Origin of the sequence: Saccharothrix violaceirubra (assembly GCF_014203755.1) — a bacterium.
Lineage (GTDB): Bacteria > Actinomycetota > Actinomycetes > Mycobacteriales > Pseudonocardiaceae > Actinosynnema > Actinosynnema violaceirubrum.
On record NZ_JACHJS010000001.1, the window covers coordinates 5,588,000 to 5,610,863 of the forward strand.

Genomic DNA, 22,864 nt, shown 5'->3' on the forward strand with positions numbered 1-22,864 from the left:
GACACCCACACGACGTGCTCCGCCAACAGCCCGAAGCCCACCTCACCAGGGAAGTCGTTCACGGCCGTGGAACAGGCCACCTGTCGGGCCGTCCGAAGGCAGCGTGGCCAACCACAGGAGGTCTCGCGCGGCCTCATCGGGCGTTTGACTGGCGGCACCATAGGACATCCTCGTGTTCGCCTGACCTGGTGATGCGGCGTTGACGAGGATTCCGTCCTCGTGCAGCTCGTCGGCCAGCACTTTGGTCATGGCGTTCACCGCCGTCTTCGACACCCGGTATGCGGGGCTGTTGCCCTTCATAGTGGACAGAGAAGCCATATGGGTCGTCAAATTGACTATCCGGCCATAACGCTGCTCCTTCATCACCGGCACGACAGCCGAGACACAGCGCCAAGCTCCGAACACGTTGACCTCGAAGGTCGCCCGTACTCGCTCCTGGTCGAGCGACGAGGCTGCGAAGCCTCGGTCGATCGCCACAGCGGCGTTGTTGACCAGGATGTCGAGTCGTCCGTATTCGAAGACGATGTCGGAAACCGCCCTGCCGATGGTGGCCACATCTGTCACGTCGAGTTGGTGAGCCGACACGGGAAGGCCCTCGGCACGGAGGGGCTCTGCGGCTCTGGCCGCAGCGCCTTCCGTCCGAGCGACAAGCGCCGTGTGCACGCCCTGCTCGGCAAGACCTCGGACGATGGCCAAGCCGATTCCACGATTCGAACCCGTCACCAAGGCGACACGCGTCGTCATGAGGGCTATGCGATCAGAGATCGAACCTGCTCGTCCAGTCCGACGATCGCAGGATGATCATGAACGGCAAGCTTGCTCCGGATACCGGCCAGGCGCCGACGATTACGCGTCGACCGACTGGACGCGATCAACGGCACCGCCTCGCCGACCAACGCGCATGCTTGATCGACTTCGCCGAGTTCAAGCACAGCCTCGGCACGCCATATGAGGTAGGTCGAAAGATCGACTGCCCGCTCGATCGGCTGAAGGGCAAGAGACCTGCCGAGCCACTGGTCCGCAAGCCGGTACCGCTTCAACAGCATGTAGCACGCAGCAACCTGTGCACTGTACTCCGCATGATCGAAATATCCGGCCCAATCGGGGTCCGATTGGTCATCCGAAGCACACATCGCTTGGTCGGCCCGCACCAGAAGAGCCTCACACTCGGAGGCGGCCCCCATCACGGCATTGGCCCGAGCCTCCCGGACAGTCATCATCGCGAGAACCCTCTTCGAAGCACCCTTGGCCCCATCACGAGCCGCTTTTGCGACCGCGAGTGCTTCCTCCGCCCGGTCCGCATCGACCAGTTGAAGGCTCATGCACTTGAGGATGTTCGCACCCGATACCCGGTCGCCGGCCGAGTGCGCCGCGCGCAGTCCTGCCAGGAAATATCGCTCAGCCGAGGCATGGTAGCCGGCATCGAAGCTGGCCCAGCCCGCAATTCTCCCCAGTTCGGCAGCGACGCCGAACAGTCGTGTGCCGATCTTCTCCCCGTAAGTGGCCTGCGACAGAAGGTTCGTAACCAACTTCAACTCGGCATCCGCGAGATCGCGAACGTTTCCGCCACCCAACGAGTCGAGCATCTGCCGAACAGTGGGAAGACGCCGCTCCAAGCACTCGACCAATGCGGTGTCGACCCGGCCACCCCGAAGCACAGAATCAACTTTGGCATGTTCAAGGCCCAGCCACTGGTTGGCGATCGTCACCATCGTCCCGCTACTCAAAGTGAGGAATCCTCGACGGTCGAGCACGGCGGCTCCTGCGGTGTGGTCGAGCATCGAGCGCGATGCGTCGGCGGTCCAGGGCAGTTCGATGTTCACGCGGTCCCCGGCCGGCAACCAGGCGGGCCAGCCCAGGCGGCGGACGTGCTCGCGGGGGACGCCCAATTCCGTGGCCAGGGCGTTCTGCGAATCCTCGTCGGGGACGACGCCCCAGTTCTCCCAGCGCCACGCCTTTTCCCTCCGCGCGGCGATGTTGCCGACGTGCCGCGCGACGACGTCGACCAGGTCCTGGTAGGTCCAGCCGCGTTCCGCACGGACGTAGGCGAGCGGATGGGTGAAGAAGTCTCGTTCCGAGCCGCCCACGTCGTCCTCCCTTGGCACCGTCGGGACTGTATCGCCGGCCCCGACACCGAAACACGGACCGGGCGACTATTCAGGCGATCGGGCGCATAGGGACAACAACAAGACAACGCCGGGTCGCTTCGCCGGCCCGGGGAATTGCGGTTTGCTCCTCCCGACGACCGAACGGGTCGCCACGAACGCGAAGGGGCACCATGACCACCGACTTCCCACCGCCCGGATCACGGGTGGCGATCCATCTCAGCGGACACCCGCACGACGTGCTCCGCGAACAGGCCGAAGTGCACCTCACCAGGTACGACTGGCACCTCGCCGGAACCTCGACCGACACGACCGACCTGCTCCGGCTGGTCTCCGACGGCGTCGACCTGGTCCTCCTGCTCGACCACGACGACGTCGTCGGCGTCCTGATCGCACTCGAAGCACTCCGACAGTTGCGTGAAAGCACCGGAATCCGCCCGGTCATCCTCACCGCCGCCGATTTCGACGCCCCGTGCGCCGCATGACCGTCCGACTCCGGGTCCACGTGTTCGATCGGATGGCGCGGGCCGCCGGATTCCGCTCCGATTTCCAGGTCGCCGCCGCCATGGGCGTCAACCGGTCGACCGTGAAACGGGTCAAGGACGGAAAACTGCGGCCCGGCCCGGCGTTCATCGGCGGGGCGCTCACCGCGCTCGCGCCGAAGAAGTTCGAAGAACTGTTCCAGGTGGTCGATCAGGAAAGGACGGAGTAGTGCCGGGTTACGAGCCGAAGATCGGGCAGGAGTTCGGGGAGTTCGCGCGGGAACTGGCGGTCGAGGAAGCGCCGGGACTGTTCGCGATCGTCGACCAGTACGACAACGAGGGCCAGGTGGCCGGGTACGGACTGGAGTTCGGGGACCGGGCCGAGTTCGTCACGGTCGAAGGGGACTTCCGGCTGTCCGGGGTCGACGCGCACGGGATCGTCGACCTCTACGGGCGCATGGTGGACGCGGACGTCCGCCTGGTCCCGCTCGGAAAAACCGGTGGCGGTGGGAGTTAGGGTCGAGGACATGTGGACCCATCGCGAGATCTACCTCTGACATCCGGGCGTCGACCCCGGCCCCGCGCAACCGCGCCGGGGCCGTCCGAACGATCCGGAAGAGATCTCCATGTCCCACATCGCTTTCTTCAACGTGCCCGCGCACGGCCACGTCAACCCGACCCTCGCGGTCGTCGTCGAACTGGTCTCCCGGGGCCATCGCGTCACCTACGCGGTGCCGGAGGAGTTCCACGACGCCGTAAGGCACGTCGGGGCCACGCCGGTCCCCTACACGAGTTCCCTGCCCACCGGTGACCAGGAGTGGCCCGAAGAGGCCGCGCCCGCCATGGCGCTGTTCCTCGACGAAGCCCGCGTGGTCCTCCCGCAGCTCGAAGCCGCGTACGCCGCCGACGTCCCCGACCTGGTGGTCTACGACATCGGCGCGTGGACGGCCCGGCTCCTGGCCGCCCGCTGGGGTGTCCCGGCCGTCCAGTTCTCCCCCACCTTCGTCGCCTACGAGGGCTGGGAGGAGACGCTGGCCGATCCGGACGTGGACCGGTTCTTCGACGTCCTCGACCGGTGGCTGGCCGAGCAGGGGGTCGACACCCCGGGACGCGACTACGTCGGCCGGCCGGACCGGGCCGTGGTGTCGATCACCCGGACGTTCCAGTTCCAGAGCGACACCGTGGACCCGCTCTACGCCTTCGTGGGCCCGTGCCTGGGTGACCGGTCCTACCAGGGCGGGTGGCAGCCGAAGGGCCGGACCCTGCTGGTGTCGCTCGGGTCGGCGTTCACGAACCGGCTCGACCTGTACCGGAACGTGGTCGAGGCGTTCGGCGACACGGACTGGCACGTCGTGCTCAACGTCGGCCGGCTGGTCGACCCAGCCCTGCTCGGTGACCTGCCCGACAACGTCGAGGTCCACCGGTGGGTCCCGCAGCTCGCGATCCTGGCACACGCGTCGTTGTTCGTCACGCACTGCGGCATGGGCGGCACGATGGAGGGCCTGTACCACGGCGTGCCGATGATCGGCGTCCCCACGATCGGCGAGCAGCACCTCAACGCGCAGCGCCTGGTCGAGCTGGGCGTCGGCCGCCACCTGCCCGATCCGTCGATTGAGGACCTGCGCACGGCCGCGCGTGAACTCACCGAGGACCCGGACGTGGCCCGACGTCTCGCGGAACTCCGGCAGGAGGCACGCGAGGCGGGCGGCGCACGTGCCGCCGCGGACGTGCTGGAGGCGACTCTGTGAACGGGCGCCGGGCGCGAGCCCGGCGCCCCCGTCTACGCGGACCGCTCGCCGAGCCGGGGGAACGGCTCGGTCGAGAACACGACCTCCACGGCCACCTCGAAGTACCGGGCGATGCGCAACGCGAGGAACAGGCTCGGGCTGTACTCGCCCCGCTCCAGGTACCCCACGGTCTGGTAGTGGATGCCCAGTGCCTCGGACAGCTGCCGACGCGAGACGCCGCGCTCCGCGCGCAGCATCGCGATCCGGTTGTAGACGGTCTCGCTCACCCCATGCCCCTCTGGATCGCCGCCTGGCGACGTTCCTCCATGTTCGCGCCGGATTCCCGACGGGCCATGCGCCTCAAAATGCCCGGTGCGAGCGCGAAACCCACGACCGCCCACAGTCCGAGCACGCCCAGAGTCTCCAGGTGCCGCCACGAGCCCGCGATCTCGGCCGCCGCCGCGGCGTCCGGCAGGATCGTCGACCGCATGCCCAGGCCGAGCCAGTACAGCGGGAACACCTGGGCGAGGCCCTGCACCCACTCGGGCATGGCGGTGATCGGGTAGAAGATCCCGGAGATCCCGACCAGGGCCAACATCGGCAACATGGTGTAGCCCATCGCGCCCTGCGGCGACTTGGCGATCGACCCGACGACCGCACCCCACGGCAACGTCGCCAGCAGTCCCAACAGGATGACCGGGATGAGCGTGAGCCAGGCGCCGAGGCCGACCGCGCGGATCTCCGGCACCACGATGATGCCCGGCAGCACCATGATCAGGATGCCGGTGGCGGTGTCCAACGAGGTCTGCGTGACCCGGCCGACGAGGTAGCCGAGCATGCCCTGGGGCACGGCCTTGGCACGCAGCAGCGTGCCGTCCTCGCGGTTCATCGAGAGCTGGCCCGCCGGTCCGACGAGGCCGCCGAGCGCGACACCCATGGCGATCATGCTCGGCAACGTCGCCGCGGCCAGCGACAGCGGGGTGCCCGCCAAGGTGGACGTGCGCTGGAACAGCAGCACGATCGCGAACACCGACGCCATGAAGAAGTTGAACCACTGGTCGGAGCTGCGCAGCGACTGGAGCCACTCGCGGCGGCCCCGGTCGACGCCCAGCCGGAACGCGTACGCCACCGGGTTCACAGCGCCACCACCTCGGCTTCGTCGGCGTGGCCGCTCTCGAACCGCTGCACCAACGCCATGTAGGTGTCCTCCAACGTGCTGCGCCGCACCTCCAGTTCGGAGATGTCGGTCGGGTGCTGGCCGAGCAGGTCGCGCACGAACGCGGTCGCGTCCTCGGCGGGGTGGACGTGCCGCCGGCCGTCCTGCGTCCACCGCACCTCGGAGGTGGCCTTGACCCGACGGCTGAGCTGGTCGGGGCTGCCGTCGGCGATGATCCGGCCGCCGGCGAGGATCAGGATGCGGTCCGCGAGCTTCTCCGCCTCGGCCAGGTCGTGCGTGGTGAGCAGGATGGTCATGCCGTCGATGTCGGACAGCCGGTGCACGAGGTCGTGGAAGTCGCGTCGGGCGTGCGGGTCGAAGCCCGCCGTCGGCTCGTCGAGGAAGAGCAGTTCGGGCTTGCCGACGATGCCGATCGCGACGTCGAGCCGGCGCCGCTGCCCGCCCGACAGCGAGCCGATCTTCTTGCCCGCGTGCTCGGTCAGGCCGACGGTGGCGATCAGCTCGTCGGTGTCGAACGGGCGCGGGTGTTCGGTCGTGCCGTAGGGCGTGTAGTAGCGGCCCAGGTGGTGAAGCAGTTCGCGGACCTTCCAGCGGGCGTGGTCGCGCCACGACTGGAGCACGACGCCGAGCTTGGCACGCCAGTGCTCGTCGCCGGTGGCCGGATCCACGCCCAGCACTCGGACCGTGCCGGACGAGGGCGTGCGGAAGCCCTCCAGGATCTCGATCGTGGTGGTCTTGCCGGCGCCGTTGGGGCCGAGCAGCGCGACCACCTCACCCCGGTCCGCACCGAACGCGACGCCGTGCAGCACGTCGTTCGTGCCGTACCGCATGCGCAGATCGCGCACGTCGATGATCAAGACCGTCACCTCCCCCTTGTTCTGGTCGTCCGCCGATTTGTAGCACATGTGCTATCAGTCGTACTACCAAGACCTCGCTTGGACGTTGACGCGATATTTACTTCACAACTTCGTGAACGTTCTGTAGCTTCGAAAGTGGTTCCTCAACGCACTGGGAGGTGTGCGAGATGACCGAGACCATCCATCGCGAGTTGCCCGTCGCGCGCGGGGTGTTCGACCCCGACCCGTTATTGGGCGCGCTGCGCGAGACCGAGCCCGTCAGCCGGGTCGCGTTCCCCGACGGACACCTCGGCTGGCTGATCACGTCCTACGAGCTGAACCGGGAGGTGCTGGCCGACAACCGGTTCAGCAACCGCGCCGAGTTGCAGCGCATGCCGATCCGCATCGGCGGCGAAGTCGTGGGGCAGCAGCCGGCGGCCAAGCCCGGCATGTTCATCAACATGGACCCGCCGGACCACACGAAGTACCGCAAGCAGCTCACCGGCCAGTTCACCGTCCGCCGGATGAACCTGCTGATGCCGCGCATCGACGAGATCGTGGCCGACCACCTGCGCGGCCTGCGCGCGCACGGCTCGCCGGTCGACCTGGTGAAGCACTTCGCCCTGCCGGTGCCGTCACTGGTGATCTGCGAACTGCTCGGCGTGCCCTACGAGGAGCGGCACGGGTTCCAGGAGAGCACCCGTCGGATGGTGAACCTCGAAAGCTCGTTCGAGGACATCATGGCCGCGTTCACCGAGGTCGAGGAGTACCTCGCGGGTCTGGTGGCCCGCAAGCACGACGACCCCGGCGACGACATGCTCACCGGTCTGATCCAGGGCGGGCAGCTCACCGACGAGGAGGTCGCCAACATCGGTGTCCTGCTGCTGGTGGCCGGGCACGAGACGACCGCCAACATGCTCGCGCTCGGGACGCTGACCCTGCTGCGGCACCCCGAGCAGCTCGCCGCGCTGAAGGCCGACCCGTCGCTGGTCGACAACGCGGTCGAGGAGCTGATGCGCTACCTGACCATCATCCAGTTCGGCACGCAGCGGGTAGCGTTGGAGGACGTGGAGCTGCACGGGCACACGATCCGTGCCGGGGACGCGGTCATCGTGTCCGTCCCCGCGGCCAACCGCGACCCGAGGCGCTTCGAACGGCCCGACGAGTTCGACATCCGCCGGCCCGCGAGCGGGCACCTGAGCTTCGGCCACGGCGTGCACCAGTGCCTGGGCCAGCAGCTCGCCCGCATCGAGATGCGGGCCGGGTTCGCCGCCCTGTTCCGCGAGTTCCCGGACCTGGAACTCGCGGTCGCACCGGAGGAGGTCCCGATGAAGACCGGAATGTCCATCTACGGCGTGCACAGCCTGCCGGTGAAGTTCTCATGAGGATCGAGGTCGACCCGGACCGCTGCGCGGGCTCGGGCATGTGCGCGCTGACCGATCCCGACGTGTTCGACCAGAGCGACGAGGACGGCACCGTGGTGCTGCTCGACCCGTCGCCCGCGGCCGAGCACCACAGGGGCGCCCGCGACGCGGCGCACCTGTGCCCGGCCGGGGCGATCCGCGTCGTGGAGTGACGACTCAGGGGGTCGTCGGGACCGGCCCGACGACCCCTTGGCGGCGTGCCCAGCTCCAGCCGCGCGGCGTGCCGCGTGCGGCGTTCACCAGGGACTCGACCACGACCAGGTAGGTGAGCCGGCGGTAGAGCACCTGCCGCAACGGGTAGGTCCACAGTGGATGGAGCGATTCGCCGTCCAGCCGCAGGGCGTAGCCCGCGCTCACGGTCCGCACGGCCAGGAACACCAGCCAGACCACGATCGCCATGGGCGCGTCCGCCACAAACGCGCCGTACAGCACGAAAACGTCCATCGCCGGCCCCAGCGGCAGCACGAGGTGGAACAGGAACAGGTACAGCAGCCCGAACCGCCCCATGCGGCCGGGTTCGCGTAACGCGGCGCGGTGCTTCCACATCGACTGGAACGTGCCGTAGGACCAACGGCACCGCTGCCGGTACAGCGCGCGGACGTCGCGTGGCACCTCGGTCCACGCCCGCGCACGCGGCTCGTACACCACGCGCCATCCCGCACGGGTGATCGCGATGGTCGCGTCGGTGTCCTCGGCCAGCGTGTCCGTGCCGATGCCGCCGACCTCGACCAGCGCGTCCCGCCGGAACGCGCCGACCGCGCCCGGGATCGTGGGCAGGCACTCGAAGGCGTCCAGGATCTGCCGGTCCAGCCCCGAACCCGCCGTGTACTCCAGGTGCTGCCACCGGCCCAGCAGCCCGGCGCGGCCGGCGACCTTCACGTTGCCCGACACCGCACCGACACGGCGCCGACACCGGCGCCGCCCAGCGGCCGGACCAGGCGGGCGATCCCAGGGTCTCCGGTCGGGCCAAGATCAAGAAGGCGTACAGGCGGGCCAAGGCGGGCGTGAAGGTGCGTCTGCTCCGCAAGGGCGGACGGCGGCCGAGATCGAGTGGGTGAGAGGCTGGGCGGTGTCCCGGGAGTTTTCACCGAAAGGCTCGACGGGACCGGGCGGCATTCCCAGGCCTATTCCGTGCGTGGATTTAGTGGACGAAATTTCCCCAGTGTCGAACACCCCTCGTGAGTACGGGTCGGTAAGCCGCACTAAGGGGTGGCTTCCCCCACGCACGACCGAGGGGTTCTCGGGTCTACACCGGTTGTCGTTGCCGCTCCGCACACCACCCCTGACCTGGACTTTGCACCGTCCCGACCGCAGCTTGCACCATGCGTTCACTCATCAGTGTTTTCCACCCTCGAACAGCGCAGACCATAGGGGGACGACCTGCACAAAGGCTCTGACACACAGGTGACCCACTCGCCACTGACGAGTGAATCAAGGCTCGGCTTCCCCTTTTTCGGACGAATAGGACGAAACTGGTCCGCATCAGATCCCGACCACAGTTGAGGTGAGTGACAATGGGCGGCCTGCTCGGCTCGATCATCGAATTCATCAACGGTCTGCTCGGCCTGATCGTCGGCGGGACCGGCGGCTGATCGCGGGGTGCGGGGCCGGGGGTTCACGACCCCCGGCCCCGCACCGACTTCGACACCGCGGCCACGCCGAACGGCACGCGTGGTAGGGCGGGTGGGGCTCGAACCCACGACCTGACGGGTTGGTGGTCGTCTCTCCCATCACCTTCGGACGCCTGCCACCCCTCGCCACGAGCAGCACACTTGGCATTCGCGAACGACCACTATGGACCGTCCACCACCGTCGCCTGCCGTCGTTTCATGGGGCAAAGGTGTGGCGTCGATCTTCGGCGGTACAGGGTGCCGGACGCCTGGGCCTCGCTTCGACCGACCCTCCCGGCCCTTCACCACAGGAGGGGCCTCGCGTCATCCCGTCGACCTGGCGCAGCCCTACCGCACGGGCCGGGGGCCTGCGACATGCCCGCCAGTCCGGCGGCCGGAGTACCAGGCTCGCAGGCCCCCGGCCCGTGCGGTAGCCCTCGTGGAGGTCGACGGGATGACGCGTGCCCCGGCCCACGCTGGGACGCGAGCCTCACCGCGGTTCCCCTCATCCTGTTGATCTGCCCGTCCGGCGAGGACATGCTCTTGGTTTTGCGGCGACTGCCGGTGCCGCTGCCGCCTCCGGACGCCGGGCGGGCGTGGGTGCCGAAGGCGGGCCCCGCGCTCGACCGGGCGGCCGGAGATCCAGCGGCGAGCGGCGCCGGTAGGCGCCGCCTTGAACAAGTAAAGAAACTCTGAACACGCCTGTGGCAGCACAGCAGAGCTAACGCTGAGGACCTGGCCAGACAACCACGGTCTTGTCGTCGTGCCGTTTGGCGCGGGGAAGGGCGAAGCCGTCGGGGTCCGAGTGTTCCTCCCAGCGGTGGAGGCTGTGCAACAGGTCGGACAGTTCGTCGCCGTTCATCCGTGCGATGTCGGACCATGCAATGCCCAGGTGCTCGACGGGGCGTTCAAAGCCGTCTGTGGCAAGGACGCACCAATCGACGTCCGGAACGTGGAACGTACGCGTGGTGGCTTCCTCGGCCGCCTGGCTGTTCGTCTCTGCGATCCAGTAGCCGCCAGGTACGTTGCGGGCTACCAGTTCGCGCTCCTGTAGGCGACGTAGAAGCCGGGCGTGTTCGTCGTCGTACCCGCTGCCTGCCGCGAGCCTGTTCACGTACTGGCGACGAAGGGCGGTGCCTACGGAGGCCAATCGGTCGTCTGTGACGCGGTTCGCCCGACCGTTCACCGAAACGATCACGGTGCTGTCCCCGAGGGCCAACACGTTCAGTTGATCACGGTCCGCCCGGACCATCAGCACAGTGGACGAAGGGGCGCGACCTGGGACCAGTGACAGGTTTGCGGTGGTGGCACTGATGGCCGATTCCAGTACTTCGGACAGCACGTCAGGGGCGCCCATCCTTTTCACCAGCTCGGCGCATAGTTGATCAACGTACTCGGTGGCCTCGACGACAGCGGGCGTGAAGCTGGATGCCCCGTCTAAGACGACAGCCCCAGAACCATAGTGAGCCCAACGATCCTGACCACCGCTTGCCTTGCCGTCGCCGGAGAGGGTTGCCCCGTGGAACACGGCTAGGCCCAGGCACGTGGTGGTACGAGCACCTTTGGAGCCTTCGGTACCAGTCCATCGAACTCGGTCGTGACCGCCATGCTGAACTCCGTGTCCCCGAAGTCCGCGAACAGGTCGGCAGCCGCGTTCGTGATGTAGTGCGCCGCACCAATCGAACCAAGGGCGTGAAGACCTGCGATGTGCACGATCACGCGGCTGCCCCAGCGGTGTCGGGCTATGTACGCGTGATCGGCTCTGACGGGAGCCTCCTCGTCCAACGGCGACAGGTACCACTGACCGGTGTCCTGGTCCACGATGTGCCATTGGCCGTTGTCGCCGATCGCCATGCGCAAGCACGGATCGTCACCCATGAGCCTGTGGCCGATGTGGGCCGATGTGGGCCCGCACACCACGATGGCGTCACCTGCGGGCTCCCACTCCTCGCGAGGGTCCAGGACTACACGGTTGACGATGAAGGCGAGCTTGTCGGCTTGGGCTGACAACTGCAGGCCGGCTGCATCGTCCTCGCTGGCGATGAGCAGAGCGTCACGCTCGCGGATGAGCCGGCCAGGAAGGGCCAAGTCAAGCGGGCCTACTCCGAAGAACGCCCGGTGCTCGGGTGGTGCGCTGCTGCGGATCTGGGTGATCCGTCCCTTCGTCAGACCGAACGCCTTGGCGACTTCGGTGTAGCTGCCACCCAGAAGGTCGCGCGCCTCCTCGATGGCAGCACGACGGAGTCGGGCAAGCTCGGCGGATCGCTGCTGGTAGACGGCCAGCAGGTCGGTAGCTCGCTTGCCTCTGCGGACGGGATCAGGGTCCTCGCGCAGGCTGTCGAAGTCGTCGGCCACACGACGATTTTAGACCCCTTGACACCTCGGAGTCATGGGCGTACCTTGATGTTTAGACCTCTCAACAACGGCAAGTGTCCGGAGTGTTTAGAGGGATAAACGAACTGGAGGCAGGCATGCGGAACATCCCGGTTGTGCTGGCTGGTTGGCGGTTGCGGGTCACGGAGGACCCGGAGCTGAAGACGTACGAGAAGGACGGCGTCCAGGAGGTGGCGACGGACCAGGACGGCACGTCGCTGTTCGTGGTGTCGCTGTTCGCGAAGCCGCTGCCGGTCGAGGGCCGGAAGGCGGGCAAGGGCGAGGAGATCCGAGTGACGCTGATGATGGACCCGGGGTCGATCGGTGAGGGTGACTTGGTCGAGCTGATCGACGCGACGGTGTCGCCGTACTCGTTCAAGAACGACAAGGGCGAGACGGTCTCGGGCATCTCGTTCCGCGCGGTGGGCCTCAAGCCGCTGGGCTGATCGACCCGGTCGCAATCGTTCGTCGCTTCGAGAATCGGAATCCTGTGGCCATGTGAACCGCCCCGCAGTGCGGGTGCAAGCCGTGACGCCCTGAAGCAGGCTTCCGTTTGTTCCTTGAAAATTCCACAGTGGATAGTTTTATGCCGAAAACTGGCCGATGACATCTCGTGTCGAGATGTTCGGCGGTGCCAGGTTGTTGGATTTCCTGGCACCGGCCGTGCATTCCGACGCGGCTACCCGGTTGTTTCCGGGCGTGGTTCGGCCTCGTGGATCGAGAAGTTGACAGTGGTTCCGTACACGCGAGCGAGGCGGAACAGCGTGTTGATGGTGTCCACGGGTGGCTGGTCGAGGTCGAACCAGTAGTGCCACTGCTGGGTTGTGTTGTCGTAGCCGTGGGCGAGTGCCGCGACCTTGTCCTTCTGTTCCTTCCAGCGTGGCCCGTCGAAGTGGGCGTTGGTGATGAGGAACCGGCCTCGTCGTGAGGGGTTTGTCATGCGGACGATCCTGCCGTGGCCAGTGTGCGGCAGGCATCGACCGTTCGGGTGTGCGCTGTCCGGCCGATGGATCGCAGAAGGAGAACGGTGATGGAAGACGACGGTTTGACGCCGTACTACTACGCGGGAAGTGAATGCTCGATCGTGGCCTTCTGGGTCCGGGACGAGGTGGAGTTGATGGTCACGAAGTACAAGCCGGACGAGGACGGTGCTGCGGTTCCCGACGTGTCCATCGACATCGTGATGTCGTGGGAGGAATTCCGCTCGTTCGCTTCAGACGCGATGCGGGTGTGTGCGGAACACGACGCTGGCTGATTCGCGGGGAGTGACGTTGATCGCCGGTCGCGTCCGGGGGTCTTCGTGGTTTTCCGATCCGGAAGGAAGGTGGCGGTGTGACGGGGATGGTGTCGGGGTTTTTGAACACGCGGGCGATTCGCCGGTACGGCGAGTTCGTGGGTGCGTTGGACATGGTCGAGGAGGCGTTCCGGGCGGTCGACGAGGTGATCGACCGGGTGGACGACTCGGAGTCCGGGTGTGCCTGCGGGTGGACGTTGCCCACGCGGGACGACCTGGTGGCGTTGCGGCGCAGGGCGTTCGAGGCGTTGGACTCGGTGCGGTTGAAGGCCAAGAAGCACGAGGGCGACCTGGTGTCGCGGGAATGGAGGGCGTGAGATGAGCCTGGTCGTGGATCGCGCGGTCGACGAGATGGACGCGGCGATGGTGACGTTGCGGGCGTCGTTGCGCGGGGTGCCGGTGGACACGCCGGGATTCTCCGCGTCGTACGAGAAGGCGCGCAAGGCGGTCGGTGAGTTGTTGGTCGGGTTGACGGACGTGAAGTCGAAAGTCCGCGACGACTGACGTTATTCGTGTGCGGATGGGGCCGGTTCCGGATTGGCGGGGCCGGTCCCTTTCTTCGTGGTTTTTTGCGGGAGGGAGGTTTCGGGATGTCCGGTTTTTCGAGCAGGCGTGTGGGTGTGGAGTGGCGGGCCGCGTTGTGGGCGGTGCGGCATCCGGTGGTGGTGGGTGTGCCGGGTGCGGTGGCCGCGTCGGCGGTGGAGTTCGGGCCGACCGTGACGGGGTTGGCGTTGGGCGGGCTCGCGGCGGGCGTAGGTGCGTGGTGGCGGGCGCATCCGGACAGCTTCGACGCGGTCGCGGCTCCGCGGCTTCGGGCGGTGCGGCGTCGGTGGTTGTCCCGGTACATGGGTGGCTTGTGGCGGGACGTGCTGCTGGACTGCGATCTGGCGCCGACGCACCGCCGGACGGGGTTGCCCAGGGTGCCGCGTGTGCTGCGGGTGCGGTCGTTCTCGCCGTCGGTGGACACGGTGTTCGTGCGGATGGTGCCGGGTCAGACGGCACGCCAGTGGGAGGACGCCGCGGAGCGGCTGGCGTCGGCGTTGGACGCGGAGCGGGTCGGGGTGGAGCGGGTCAAGCCGCAGGTGCTCGGGGTGATCGTGCAGCACCGCGAGACGTTCTCCGGGGTGTTGGAGGCCCCGGAGATGCCGTGGGACTCCGAGGCGGTGGACCTGGGCGCGGTGGGGTTCGGGGAGACGGAGTACGGCGACGCGTGGTGCGAGCCGGTGGCCGGTCAGCACGTGTTCGGGGTGGGCGCGACGGGTGCGGGCAAGGCGTCGTTGGTGTGGTCGCCGTTGCGGGCGATGGCGCCGTTGATCCGGGACGGCCTGGTGCGGCTGTGGGTGTGCGACCCCAAGCGCATGGAGCTGGTCCGGTCCGAGCCGATCGCGTACCGCTACGCCGCCGAACCGGGCGACTGCGTCGAGTTGGTGCGCGGGTACGTGGCCGACCTGGAGGACACCGAACGGCGGCTGGCTTCGGCGGGCCGCCGGAAGTTCGCGGTCTCCCGGGAGACGCCGCTGAACGTGTTGGTGCTCGACGAGTTGGGCGCGCTGCTCGGGTTCGGTGACTACGCACTGGTCAAGGAGATGCGCCGGTTGTTGTCGTACGTGGGCACGCAGGGCCGGGCGACGGGGCATTCGATGTGGGGGTTCACGCAGGAACCGACCAAGGACGTCGTGCCGGTGCGGGACCTGTTCACGGTCCGGGTGTGCCTGCGGGTGACCTCGGCGGGGCATGTGGACATGGCGTTGGGCGACGGGGCGCGGCTGCGCGGGGCGTTGGCCGACGAGATCCCGAACGACCCGGCCACGGCGGGGATCGGCTACGTGCTGCGGCAGAGGTCGCGGCTGCCGATGCGGGTGCGGGCGTCCTACGTGGACGACTCGGAGATCGACGAGTTCGTCCGGTTCGTGACGGCGGGCCGTCCGGGTGGCCTCAGGGCGGTGGCGTGATGTGGCGTTTCGGGTTCGTGCTGTGGTCGGCGTGGCAGGTGCTGCGCTGGGCGGTGGTCTGCGCGCTGGTGCTGCTGGTGGTGTACCTGGTCGACGGTGTCGGCGGCTGGTTCCTGGCCGCACTGCTGGGCATGGTCGTCGCGTTGGCCGGTGTGGTGGCCATGCTGCGGGGGCTGTACCGGCGCGAGCTGACCGAACGGCGGTGACGGCGATGGCATCCCGTCGACACCCCGGCCAGTTCGACCTGTTCGCCGATGCGGAGGACCGTCCGGAGCCGGTGGAGACCAGGCGGGGCAGGCCGTCGGGGTTCGGCGGTAAACCGGACCTGCTGGTCGAGGTGTTCGACCTGGTGCACGACGGCCGTGTGGGCCGGTTGGAGCACTCCGGGCGGGTGGTCGAACTGGACGGTGACGGCCATTGCCGCCACGCCCACGACGACGTCGCCGCGATGGTGGAGTCGTTGTTGGTCCAGCGGTACGCGGTCGAGTGCGGATCGGCCGTCCTACGACACGGTGCCGTCCGCCGGGACGTGTTGTTGGTCAAGCTCACCCGGGACGGGCAGAACACCCGGACCCGGTGGTCGCACCTGCGGGGTGCGCGGTGAACTGGCGTGAGGTCGACGGTGTCGAGCTGCGCGAGCGTGCACAGGGCCTGGTCGACGACTACGTGGCCGCGATAATCCGCATCGGTGAGGAGACGGCCACTGCGGCGGATTGGCAGCGTGCGGCCGAGCTTGCGGGAGGACTCATCACGGTCCACGAGGACTTGGCCGGTTACTACCGGTACATGTCCGGGACGTTGTCCGACTTCGTACGCCACACGGGGAGGTGACCGTGGTGCGGGCCGACGAATCCGAGGGGATCGACGTTCAGGCCGGTGTCACCAGGCGGGTCGTCGGCCTGCGCCGCAAGCGTGCCGAGTCCGCGCAGTTGCGCGGCCTGGTCGACGACCCGGACATGGTCGCGGTGCGCATCGAGTCCCAGCGGCGGCTGATCACCCGGGGCATGTGGTTCTTCCTGACCCTGGGGTTGGGGTTCACCACGGCGGGCGTGCAGGACTTCCTGGCCGGGCCGCGTACCGCCGCCGATCCGTTGTGGTGGGCGGCGTGGCTGGCCGAGCCGATGCTGGCGGGCATCCTGATCACGCTGTTGGCGTTCGAGTCCGAGGTGCTGCACCGGGGTGTGGCGGTCGACAGCCGGTGGGTGGAGCGCCTGAAGCGGACCCTGTTGGGCTCGACGCTGTTCATGAACGTCTGGCCCACGCTGGCTCCGTTGTGGACGCCGGGCGTGCGGTTCGAGTTCGGGAACTTCGCGGTGCACCTGGTCGTGCCGTTGGTGGTGTTCATGGTCGCCGAGGTCATGCCGGTGATCCAGCAGCGCATGAACCAGGCGGTCACCGACGCCTACCGGCGGGCGGGCACCGCCCCCACACCCGCCCCGGCGCCGGTCCCGGCCGCCTCCCGCCCGAGCCCGGCGGCGTCGGCGACCGGAACCCGGCTGAGGCTGCCGGACCCGATCCGTGACGCGGTGAAGGCCAAGGCCGACCAGGTCGCCGCGCAGGGCCGTGCGCTCACCGCCGACGACGTCCGCCAGGCGGTGCGCGTCCCGGCCGACCTGGCGGACCGCATCGTCGCCGAGGTCCACGCCCACAACGGGCACAGCTTCACCTGACCACGGCAGGCATCCCCCCGCCTGCCCCCATGAGCGGGGCACGACCACTCCCCTCGGTCGTGCCCCGCTCCCCGTTCTGTCCTCAACTTCACGGAGAACGCCATGACCGGCACCACTACCACCGTCGGTACCGAACACGACTACAGAGAGGCCGCTCGCGACGTGATGCGCCACGACGGCCCGTGTCACCTGGACCTGCGCTCCGCGATCGCCCGTACCTATCTCGACCTGGCCGACGTGGTCGCCTACGCCGAAAAGGTGGAGTGCGGCGAGCGGGAGCGGTTCACCGCCGACGTGTCCGCCGCCTGCGGGCACTTGTCCGCCGCCCTGTCCGCCGAGAACGGGGAGGGCTGGCGCGAGCGCGAGGCGGCCACCGTGTTCGTACGCCTGGCGGTGACCGCACCGAGGCTCCGACGTCGCGCCGTCGACCGCTCCTGATCCAGGGCGGGAACCTCACCTGCCCTCATGGGCGGGGCACGGCCACACCTCCCCGGCCGTGCCCCGCTTCTCGTTCTGCCACAAGGAAAGGAGGTCGCTTGTGACGTCCACTCTGGACAATCGAATCGCCGATCGGGTCCGCCGTGCGGACTACCGCGAATGGCGGGACAAGGTCGAGGGCACCGGCGGCTGCGCGAAGCCGATCCGGATGACCGGCGGCTGGCAGGTCCAGCACGCCACCACCGGCGCGCTGCTGGACTGGCACGGCGGGGACGTGTTCATCCCCTGCGGCAACCGCCGCGAGTCGGTGTGCCCGTCGTGCTCGGACCGGTACGCGGCCGACGCCTACCACCTCATGCACGCCGGGTTGGCGGGCGGGTCGAAGGGCGTGCCGGTCACGGTCGCCGGGAAGCCGCGCGTGTTCGCCACCCTCACCGCCCCCTCGTTCGGCCCCGTGCACGGCCGCCGCACCACGAGCCGGGGCAAGGCGCTGCCGTGCGGGTGCGGCACCTGGCACCACCCCGCCGATCCGGCCCTGGGCACCCCGGTGGACCCGGACGCCTACGACTACGTCGGCGCGGTGCTGTGGAACGCCAACGCCGGAGCCCTGTGGGCCAGGTTCACCACCGCGCTGCGCCGTGCCCTGGCCAGGGCCGCCGGGCTGACCGTGCGCGAGTTCACGCACCACGCCCGCGTCTCCTTCGCCAAGGTCGCCGAGTACCAACGCCGGGGCCTGGTCCACTTCCACGCCGTCATCCGCGTGGACGGCCCGGACGGCACCGCGGCGTCCTCCCCCTCGTGGGCCACCGCCGAAATGCTCGAACACGCCGTGATCGCGGCGGCCCGTGCGTCCCGCGTGGAGCAGAAACACCCCGACGGCACGACCACCGTGATGCGCTGGGGCGCCCAGGTCGACGTCCGCACGATCCGCCCGGCCGACGCGGACCGGTTCGAGGACGACGGCGCGATCAGCGAATCCCGCCTGGCCGGGTACGTGGCCAAGTACGCCACCAAGGGCACCGGCAAGAGCGAGGCGGCGGACCGGCCGATCCGCTCGCGGCTGGACATCGACCACCTGCGGGTGTCCGAGCACCACCGCCGCATGATCCGGACGGCGTGGGACCTCGGCGGCCTGCCCGCCTACCAGGCCCTGAACCTGCGGCGGTGGGCGCACATGCTCGGCTTCCGGGGCCACTTCCTGACCAAGTCCAAGCACTACTCGACCACGTTCACCGCGATGCGCGCCGAACGCCGCGCTTTCCGCACCGCCGAGCTGTTCGACCGGCTCGGCCACGACGCGGACACGGTCCTGCTGGTCTCCCACTGGGAGTACACGGGCTCGGGCCACCGCGACGACGCCGAGCGCGAACTCGCGGCGGCCATCGCCGAACGCACCCGCGAGCACCGCAAAGCCAGGTACGACAAGGAGGCACGGAGATGAACAAGCTCTGGGGGATGAAGGAGGTCGCCGAGTTCCTCGGCGTCCCGGTGAACACGCTGTACCAGTGGCGGACGAAGAACTACGGACCGCCCGGCAAGCGCGTCGGCAAGTACGTCCGCTTCGTGCCCGACCAGGTCCGGGCCTGGGTGGACTCGCTACCGAACGGCGTGGCCTGATGGCCCGACCACCGTTGCCGATCGGGACGTTCGGCACGATCCGCACGTACCGTGACCGCTCGGGGTGGCGGGCTCGGACGAACTTCCGCGACCACGATGGCGTCACGCGGCCGGTCGAGCGGCGGGGACGGACCAAGGCCGGTGCGGTCGGCGCGCTCAAGGAGGCGTTGCGGGACCGGAAGGGGCCTGCCGGGTCGGACGGCATCACGTCCGACATGAGGTTCAGGGACGCCGCCGAGCTGTGGTTGGAGGCGTTCCAACGGTCGGTCGACGCGGGCCGCCGCTCCCCCACGTCGCGAGAGACCTACGAAAACCGACTCCGGGGCCTGCTGCTCCCGGCCGTCGGGGACCTGCGGATTCGTGAGCTGACCGTGGCCCGGCTCGACCGGGTGGTGGCGACGGTGCAGGACCGGACCAGCTCGTCGACGGCCAAGACGGTGCGCACGGTGCTGTCCGGTGTGTGCGCCTTGGCGGTGCGGCACGGCGCGCTGGTGTCGAATCCCGTGCGGGACGTGGCGCCGTTGGAGGGACGCCGGGAGCGTGCCCGGGTCCTGTCGTTGGGCGAGTTGGCCGATCTGCTGGCCAAGCTCGACGGCGACGAGGTCGCGATGCGTCACGACCTGCCGGATCTGGCCCGGTGGTACGCGGGCACGGGTGAGCGGACGGGTGAGGGGCTGGCGGTGCACTGGCACCACCTCGACCTGCACACGGGCACGGTCACCTGGGGCGGCGGGCTGATCCGGGTCAAGGGCGAGGGGCAGCGGGTCAGCCGCGGCAAGACGGACGTCTCCGAACGGGCGCTGCCGCTGTCGTCGTGGCTGGTGGGCGTGCTGCGGGAGCGTAGGGGGAGGCTGGCCGAACGGTTCGGGGTCGACCAGGCGGACCTGCGGGGACCGGTGTTCCCGAACTCGCGCGGCGGGCTGCGGGACAAGCACAACACGTTGGCCCGGTGGCGGGAGTTCAGGACACGGGCGGGGTACCCGTGGGTGACGTTCCGGACGTTCCGGCGCTCGGTGGCGACCATCCTCGACGAGGCGGGGTTGAGCGCCCGGCAGATCGCCGACCAGCTCGGACACTCCAAGGTCTCGACCACCCAGGACGTGTACATGGGGCGTCGGGTGGCCGGACGCAAGGCCGCAGACGCGTTGGAGGCGATTAAGGGGTGACGGGGGTAAAGCGTGGCAAAGGGGTGGCGGTGATCTTGAAGCCGATCATCGCCACCCTTTCCGAACAGGCCAAACTGTAGGGCGGGTGGGGCTCGAACCCACGACCTGACGGATTATGAGTCCGCTGCTCTGACCAGCTGAGCTACCGCCCCCGGTGAAGTCGCGGTCTTGGAGAGTACAGATTCGGGGGCTTGGCGTCCTCGCAACCCGTCAGCACGTGACCAAGACGTGCTACTCCGCCCCTAGGCCGGACGGTTCGTAGCCGGTCGGGTAGCCCGGGTACGTGCGGTTCTTCGGCTGATCGGTCAAGGCCGCACGGGGGGCGGGCGGGGCCGTCCGGGCGGGTAGGCGGCGGACGATCCTGCTGCGCAGGCGCAACGTGCCCCGAGCGAGGGCGCCCACCGCGGCGGGTGGGCGGGTGAAGCCGAAGGCCCGACTCATGGGCTCGTCGAGGAACGACAGGACAGCCTGCGAGGTCAGCGCCTTCGGCACGTACGGGTACCACGAGCAGAACAGGTCCACTGTGTACTGCCCGATCCGGCGGTTGGTCTCGCTGTACACGAACTCCCGTCGCTCGTACGCGTCCTTGAACTCCCGGAACTCCGCGTAGGTCCCTGGCAGGTCCTTGATCGCCATCCGCACCCCCACCGCGCGGTAGAAGTGGAACGACGCCTGCCGCTCCTGCTCGACCAGCGGTCGCCAGCCGTACGCGTCCAGCCAGTCCACCGGGTCGAACACGAACGTCGACAGCACGTACTTCATGTCGTCGTTCGTGATCTCGAACCGGCCGTGCAGCCGGTTCACGACCCGCAGCGCCTCCCTGCCCCGGGGCGAGTCGTAGCCGTGGTCGATCAACTCGGCCATGAGCAACGCCGTGTCGTCGTACCGCCGCTGCGGCCGGCGTTCGAACTCCCGCGTGCGCGCCAGCAGACCCGAGATCGACGGCACGCAGTACGTCCGGAACAGGGCGAACTCCAGCGACTTCACGTAGTCCCACGGGAACTCGTAGCCCGCGGTGATGCGCAGGATCTCCTGGTGCCCGGTCACCGGGTCCAGAGCCTCGATGCGGCGCAGGTTCGCGAAGCGGTCGGCCATGCCTACAGGATGCCCGACTCACCCGTAGTACAGGGCGGCCAGGCGGGGCAGCCGCTCGCGGACCTCCTCCTCGTCGTCGAAGTCGAAGTCCGCCTCCAGGACGGGGAGCACCGGTGGGTCCGGGTCGAGGGGGAGTTCCTCGCCGGTCTTGGCCCGGTACGCGTCCGAGGCGATGCCCAGGGCTTCCTCGCAGTCGAACTCGTCCCCCTCCTCCGCCGCTTCCCGCACCACGGGCAGGTCGGCGAGCGCGTCGGGATCGGCCACGACCCGTTCGAACGTCTCCCGGCCCTGGACGATCAACCAACCGCGGAAGTAGTCGAAGCCGTCGTCGGAACACCCGCCGTTGACCACGTAGGCCGCCGCCCACAGTGGAGTGCGGTACGACGACGCCAGGAGTTCCTCGAAGACCCGGTCGGCGGCGACGATCTCCTCGCGCGGCAAGGCGGCGAGCAAGGCGCTCACGCGTGCGGCGACCTCGTCGGCGTCGGGAACGTCGGCACGTGCGGTGTCGACCAACTGCCAGAACCCGTCGATGTCCATGGCGTCCAGGGTGACAGCGGGGTCAGACAGTTTCGGCAGGTTTCGCCCGCCGGGGTGGTGGACATCCTCGGAGGAGGACCGACCGGAAACGGGGAACAGCGTGGCGACACCGACAAAGCTCAGGCCCCGTCCGAAGTGGACGGGGCCTGAGCTGCGATTACGCTCCCCCAACTGGATTCGAACCAGTAACCCTTCGATTAACAGTCGAATGCTCTGCCGTTGAGCTATGGGGGAATGTTCTGTTGTGCGCCGGGCTTCGCGGCCCGACGGGAGGTAACTCTAGCGCATGTCGGGCCGTGTTCGCGCACACCCCCCTCCTTTTCCGGCAGGATGGGACATGACCAGGGACGATGGGAGGAGAACCGTGAAAGCCATCCTGTTCGGCGCCGCAGTCGGCTACGTCCTGGGCGCCCGCGCCGGGCGTCGACGTTACGAGCAGATCGTCCGGTTGTACCGGGCGGTGGCCGACCACCCGGCGGTGCGGGGCGCCACGGATGCCGTCCGGGCCAAAGTGGGTGAGAAGACCGGGTTCGGGCGTCCGCCCCGGCGGGAGTCGTTCACCGTGCCCGACTCGAACGGCCGGCCCGATCCGGTCATCCCGCGCACCAACTAGGCCACGCGCGCCACGGCGAAGACCCGTCGGAACGGCAGGTGCGTGACACCGTCGTCGTCCGGCGGGTACGCCGTGCGCAGCCTCGGCGCCAACTCGTCCCGGAACGCCTGCCAGGCCTCGTCGGTCAGCGCGGCGCGGATCGGCCGCAGCAGCGTCCCCGTGATCCACTCCAGGACCGGGTCGTCGCCGGTCAGGACGTGCAGGTACGTCGTCTCCCACGCGTCGACGGACGCGCCGCCGAGCACCCGCGCGTACCCCAGCGGGTCCAGGACCGGCGCCTCGCGCAGCAGTCCGCGCAGCGCGGGCCACGACTCGCCGACGACCTCGTGCACCAGGCGGTGGGTCGGGTCGGCGAAGTTACCGGGCACCTGCATCGCCAACCACGCGCCGGACGGCAGCGCGCGCAGCCAGCGCCGGAGCAGGTCCTCGTGGCCGGGCACCCACTGGAGCACGGCGTTGGTCACGACCACGTCGGTGTCCGGCTCGGGCTGCCACGTCCGCACGTCGCCGACCGTGGCGGCCAGGCCCCTCCCCCGCGCCGACTCGACCATCTCCGGCGACGAGTCGAACGCCTCGATCACCGCTTTGGGCCAGCGCAGCGCCAGTACCTCGGTCAGGTGGCCCGGCCCGCAGCCCACGTCGACCACGCGACGGGGATCCTCGGCCCCGATCCGGTTCACCAGATCGTGGAACGGGCGGGCGCGGTCGTCGGCGAAGTCCAGGTAGCGGGTCGGGTCCCACATCA

At 68.8% G+C, this 22,864-nt stretch carries 32 protein-coding genes and 2 tRNA genes; 20 read left to right on the forward strand and 14 right to left on the reverse strand.

Annotation, left to right across the window (positions count from 1 at the left end; all coding sequences use genetic code 11):
• Window positions 1-42 precede the first annotated feature (42 nt).
• Together F4559_RS25515 and F4559_RS25520 are read right to left on the reverse strand one after the other, a co-directional pair.
• Complete coding sequence (locus F4559_RS25515) at window positions 43-744, reverse strand: SDR family NAD(P)-dependent oxidoreductase (protein ID WP_184672807.1); 702 nt, start codon at window positions 742-744, stop codon at window positions 43-45.
• Window positions 745-749: 5 nt separating this feature from the next.
• On the reverse strand, window positions 750-2,105 hold the full coding sequence (locus F4559_RS25520; RefSeq protein ID WP_221447377.1) for an NsdA family TPR-like regulatory protein: 1,356 nt from the start codon (window positions 2,103-2,105) through the stop codon (window positions 750-752).
• Between the two features lie 173 nt (window positions 2,106-2,278).
• Between F4559_RS25520 and F4559_RS25525 the strand changes: the two genes are divergently transcribed.
• From F4559_RS25525 to F4559_RS25540, 4 genes are all read left to right on the forward strand, one after another.
• Complete coding sequence (locus F4559_RS25525) at window positions 2,279-2,590, forward strand: hypothetical protein (protein ID WP_184672809.1); 312 nt, start codon at window positions 2,279-2,281, stop codon at window positions 2,588-2,590.
• Window positions 2,587-2,817: a transcriptional regulator gene (locus F4559_RS25530; protein WP_184672811.1), complete on the forward strand. Its 231-nt coding sequence runs from the start codon at window positions 2,587-2,589 to the stop codon at window positions 2,815-2,817. The genes F4559_RS25525 and F4559_RS25530 overlap by 4 nt, the downstream gene beginning before the upstream one ends.
• Window positions 2,817-3,104 (forward strand): hypothetical protein, encoded by a 288-nt coding sequence (locus tag F4559_RS25535; protein ID WP_184672813.1) that lies wholly within the window; start codon window positions 2,817-2,819, stop codon window positions 3,102-3,104. Before F4559_RS25530 ends, F4559_RS25535 begins: the two co-directional genes overlap by 1 nt.
• A 109-nt stretch (window positions 3,105-3,213) precedes the next feature.
• Entirely contained in the window at window positions 3,214-4,335 is a 1,122-nt protein-coding gene (locus F4559_RS25540) for a macrolide family glycosyltransferase (protein WP_184672815.1), read from the forward strand.
• Window positions 4,336-4,367: 32 nt separating this feature from the next.
• Here the strand turns inward: F4559_RS25540 and F4559_RS25545 are convergent, their stop codons facing one another.
• From F4559_RS25545 to F4559_RS25555, 3 genes are read right to left on the reverse strand one after another with little or no spacing between them, the layout of a single operon-like run.
• Window positions 4,368-4,601, reverse strand: a complete 234-nt coding sequence (locus F4559_RS25545; RefSeq protein ID WP_184672817.1) for a helix-turn-helix transcriptional regulator — start codon at window positions 4,599-4,601, stop codon at window positions 4,368-4,370.
• On the reverse strand, window positions 4,598-5,452 hold the full coding sequence (locus tag F4559_RS25550) for an ABC transporter permease (RefSeq protein ID WP_184672819.1): 855 nt from the start codon (window positions 5,450-5,452) through the stop codon (window positions 4,598-4,600). Before F4559_RS25550 ends, F4559_RS25545 begins: the two co-directional genes overlap by 4 nt.
• On the reverse strand, window positions 5,449-6,321 hold the full coding sequence (locus F4559_RS25555; RefSeq protein WP_221448381.1) for an ABC transporter ATP-binding protein: 873 nt from the start codon (window positions 6,319-6,321) through the stop codon (window positions 5,449-5,451). The genes F4559_RS25550 and F4559_RS25555 overlap by 4 nt, the downstream gene beginning before the upstream one ends.
• 194 nt (window positions 6,322-6,515) lie before the next feature.
• Here F4559_RS25555 and F4559_RS25560 point away from each other — a divergent pair, with 194 nt between their 5' ends.
• Both F4559_RS25560 and F4559_RS25565 read left to right on the forward strand, forming a co-directional pair.
• Window positions 6,516-7,712, forward strand: a complete 1,197-nt coding sequence (locus tag F4559_RS25560) for a cytochrome P450 (protein WP_184672823.1) — start codon at window positions 6,516-6,518, stop codon at window positions 7,710-7,712.
• Window positions 7,709-7,903, forward strand: coding sequence for a ferredoxin (locus F4559_RS25565; RefSeq protein ID WP_184672825.1), 195 nt, complete (start codon window positions 7,709-7,711; stop codon window positions 7,901-7,903). The genes F4559_RS25560 and F4559_RS25565 overlap by 4 nt, the downstream gene beginning before the upstream one ends.
• A gap of 4 nt (window positions 7,904-7,907) precedes the next feature.
• Here F4559_RS25565 and F4559_RS25570 read toward each other — a convergent pair whose 3' ends face one another.
• The 3 genes from F4559_RS25570 to F4559_RS25580 all read right to left on the reverse strand — a co-directional run bounded on the left by F4559_RS25570 (window position 7,908) and on the right by F4559_RS25580 (window position 11,716).
• Window positions 7,908-8,642 (reverse strand): glycosyltransferase family 2 protein, encoded by a 735-nt coding sequence (locus F4559_RS25570; RefSeq protein WP_312865817.1) that lies wholly within the window; start codon window positions 8,640-8,642, stop codon window positions 7,908-7,910.
• Window positions 8,643-10,082: 1,440 nt separating this feature from the next.
• Window positions 10,083-10,718, reverse strand: a complete 636-nt coding sequence (locus F4559_RS25575; RefSeq protein WP_345017550.1) for a hypothetical protein — start codon at window positions 10,716-10,718, stop codon at window positions 10,083-10,085.
• 173 nt (window positions 10,719-10,891) lie between these two features.
• Window positions 10,892-11,716 carry a hypothetical protein gene (locus tag F4559_RS25580; protein ID WP_184672829.1) on the reverse strand — a complete coding sequence of 275 codons (825 nt, stop codon included), beginning with the start codon at window positions 11,714-11,716 and terminating at the stop codon, window positions 10,892-10,894.
• Between the two features lie 116 nt (window positions 11,717-11,832).
• Here F4559_RS25580 and F4559_RS25585 point away from each other — a divergent pair, with 116 nt between their 5' ends.
• Window positions 11,833-12,180 (forward strand): hypothetical protein, encoded by a 348-nt coding sequence (locus F4559_RS25585; protein WP_184672831.1) that lies wholly within the window; start codon window positions 11,833-11,835, stop codon window positions 12,178-12,180.
• 233 nt (window positions 12,181-12,413) lie between these two features.
• Here the strand turns inward: F4559_RS25585 and F4559_RS25590 are convergent, their stop codons facing one another.
• Window positions 12,414-12,674, reverse strand: coding sequence for a hypothetical protein (locus F4559_RS25590; RefSeq protein WP_184672833.1), 261 nt, complete (start codon window positions 12,672-12,674; stop codon window positions 12,414-12,416).
• Between the two features lie 90 nt (window positions 12,675-12,764).
• Here F4559_RS25590 and F4559_RS25595 point away from each other — a divergent pair, with 90 nt between their 5' ends.
• The 12 genes from F4559_RS25595 (at window position 12,765) to F4559_RS25650 (ending at window position 19,871) form a co-directional block, all read left to right on the forward strand.
• Complete coding sequence (locus tag F4559_RS25595) at window positions 12,765-12,989, forward strand: hypothetical protein (protein WP_184672835.1); 225 nt, start codon at window positions 12,765-12,767, stop codon at window positions 12,987-12,989.
• A gap of 77 nt (window positions 12,990-13,066) precedes the next feature.
• Window positions 13,067-13,345, forward strand: a complete 279-nt coding sequence (locus F4559_RS25600) for a hypothetical protein (protein ID WP_376774662.1) — start codon at window positions 13,067-13,069, stop codon at window positions 13,343-13,345.
• 1 nt (window position 13,346) lies between these two features.
• The gene (locus F4559_RS25605) at window positions 13,347-13,532 is read left to right on the forward strand and encodes a hypothetical protein (RefSeq protein ID WP_184672837.1); all 186 of its coding nucleotides are present in this window, start codon (window positions 13,347-13,349) and stop codon (window positions 13,530-13,532) included.
• 86 nt (window positions 13,533-13,618) lie between these two features.
• Window positions 13,619-14,980 carry an FtsK/SpoIIIE domain-containing protein gene (locus tag F4559_RS25610; protein WP_184672839.1) on the forward strand — a complete coding sequence of 454 codons (1,362 nt, stop codon included), beginning with the start codon at window positions 13,619-13,621 and terminating at the stop codon, window positions 14,978-14,980.
• Window positions 14,980-15,186, forward strand: coding sequence for a hypothetical protein (locus F4559_RS25615; protein ID WP_184672841.1), 207 nt, complete (start codon window positions 14,980-14,982; stop codon window positions 15,184-15,186). The genes F4559_RS25610 and F4559_RS25615 overlap by 1 nt, the downstream gene beginning before the upstream one ends.
• A gap of 5 nt (window positions 15,187-15,191) precedes the next feature.
• Window positions 15,192-15,584 carry a hypothetical protein gene (locus F4559_RS25620; protein WP_184672843.1) on the forward strand — a complete coding sequence of 131 codons (393 nt, stop codon included), beginning with the start codon at window positions 15,192-15,194 and terminating at the stop codon, window positions 15,582-15,584.
• Window positions 15,581-15,811, forward strand: coding sequence for a hypothetical protein (locus tag F4559_RS25625; protein WP_184672845.1), 231 nt, complete (start codon window positions 15,581-15,583; stop codon window positions 15,809-15,811). The genes F4559_RS25620 and F4559_RS25625 overlap by 4 nt, the downstream gene beginning before the upstream one ends.
• Window positions 15,812-15,816: 5 nt before the next feature.
• Window positions 15,817-16,650, forward strand: a complete 834-nt coding sequence (locus F4559_RS25630) for a hypothetical protein (protein WP_312865818.1) — start codon at window positions 15,817-15,819, stop codon at window positions 16,648-16,650.
• A gap of 102 nt (window positions 16,651-16,752) precedes the next feature.
• The gene (locus tag F4559_RS25635) at window positions 16,753-17,088 is read left to right on the forward strand and encodes a hypothetical protein (RefSeq protein WP_184672847.1); all 336 of its coding nucleotides are present in this window, start codon (window positions 16,753-16,755) and stop codon (window positions 17,086-17,088) included.
• A gap of 100 nt (window positions 17,089-17,188) precedes the next feature.
• Window positions 17,189-18,529: a replication initiator gene (locus tag F4559_RS25640; RefSeq protein ID WP_184672849.1), complete on the forward strand. Its 1,341-nt coding sequence runs from the start codon at window positions 17,189-17,191 to the stop codon at window positions 18,527-18,529.
• Entirely contained in the window at window positions 18,526-18,705 is a 180-nt protein-coding gene (locus F4559_RS25645) for a helix-turn-helix transcriptional regulator (RefSeq protein WP_184672851.1), read from the forward strand. The genes F4559_RS25640 and F4559_RS25645 overlap by 4 nt, the downstream gene beginning before the upstream one ends.
• Entirely contained in the window at window positions 18,705-19,871 is a 1,167-nt protein-coding gene (locus tag F4559_RS25650) for a site-specific integrase (RefSeq protein WP_184672853.1), read from the forward strand. The genes F4559_RS25645 and F4559_RS25650 overlap by 1 nt, the downstream gene beginning before the upstream one ends.
• Before the next feature lie 77 nt (window positions 19,872-19,948).
• Here the strand turns inward: F4559_RS25650 and F4559_RS25655 are convergent.
• From F4559_RS25655 to F4559_RS25670, 4 genes are all read right to left on the reverse strand, one after another.
• Window positions 19,949-20,023 (reverse strand) — tRNA-Ile (locus tag F4559_RS25655).
• Window positions 20,024-20,102: 79 nt separating this feature from the next.
• Window positions 20,103-20,966, reverse strand: coding sequence for an oxygenase MpaB family protein (locus tag F4559_RS25660; RefSeq protein WP_184672855.1), 864 nt, complete (start codon window positions 20,964-20,966; stop codon window positions 20,103-20,105).
• An 18-nt stretch (window positions 20,967-20,984) separates the two neighbouring features.
• Complete coding sequence (locus tag F4559_RS25665; RefSeq protein ID WP_184672857.1) at window positions 20,985-21,506, reverse strand: DUF4240 domain-containing protein; 522 nt, start codon at window positions 21,504-21,506, stop codon at window positions 20,985-20,987.
• 162 nt (window positions 21,507-21,668) lie between these two features.
• A tRNA-Asn gene (locus F4559_RS25670) sits at window positions 21,669-21,740 on the reverse strand.
• A gap of 130 nt (window positions 21,741-21,870) precedes the next feature.
• Here F4559_RS25670 and F4559_RS25675 point away from each other — a divergent pair.
• Window positions 21,871-22,119 (forward strand): hypothetical protein, encoded by a 249-nt coding sequence (locus F4559_RS25675; protein ID WP_184676565.1) that lies wholly within the window; start codon window positions 21,871-21,873, stop codon window positions 22,117-22,119.
• On the opposite strand, the gene F4559_RS25680 is transcribed toward F4559_RS25675, so the two are convergent.
• On the reverse strand, window positions 22,116-22,862 hold the full coding sequence (locus F4559_RS25680; RefSeq protein ID WP_184672858.1) for a trans-aconitate 2-methyltransferase: 747 nt from the start codon (window positions 22,860-22,862) through the stop codon (window positions 22,116-22,118). The two genes, F4559_RS25675 and F4559_RS25680, sit on opposite strands and share 4 nt — an antisense overlap.
• Window positions 22,863-22,864 lie beyond the last annotated feature (2 nt).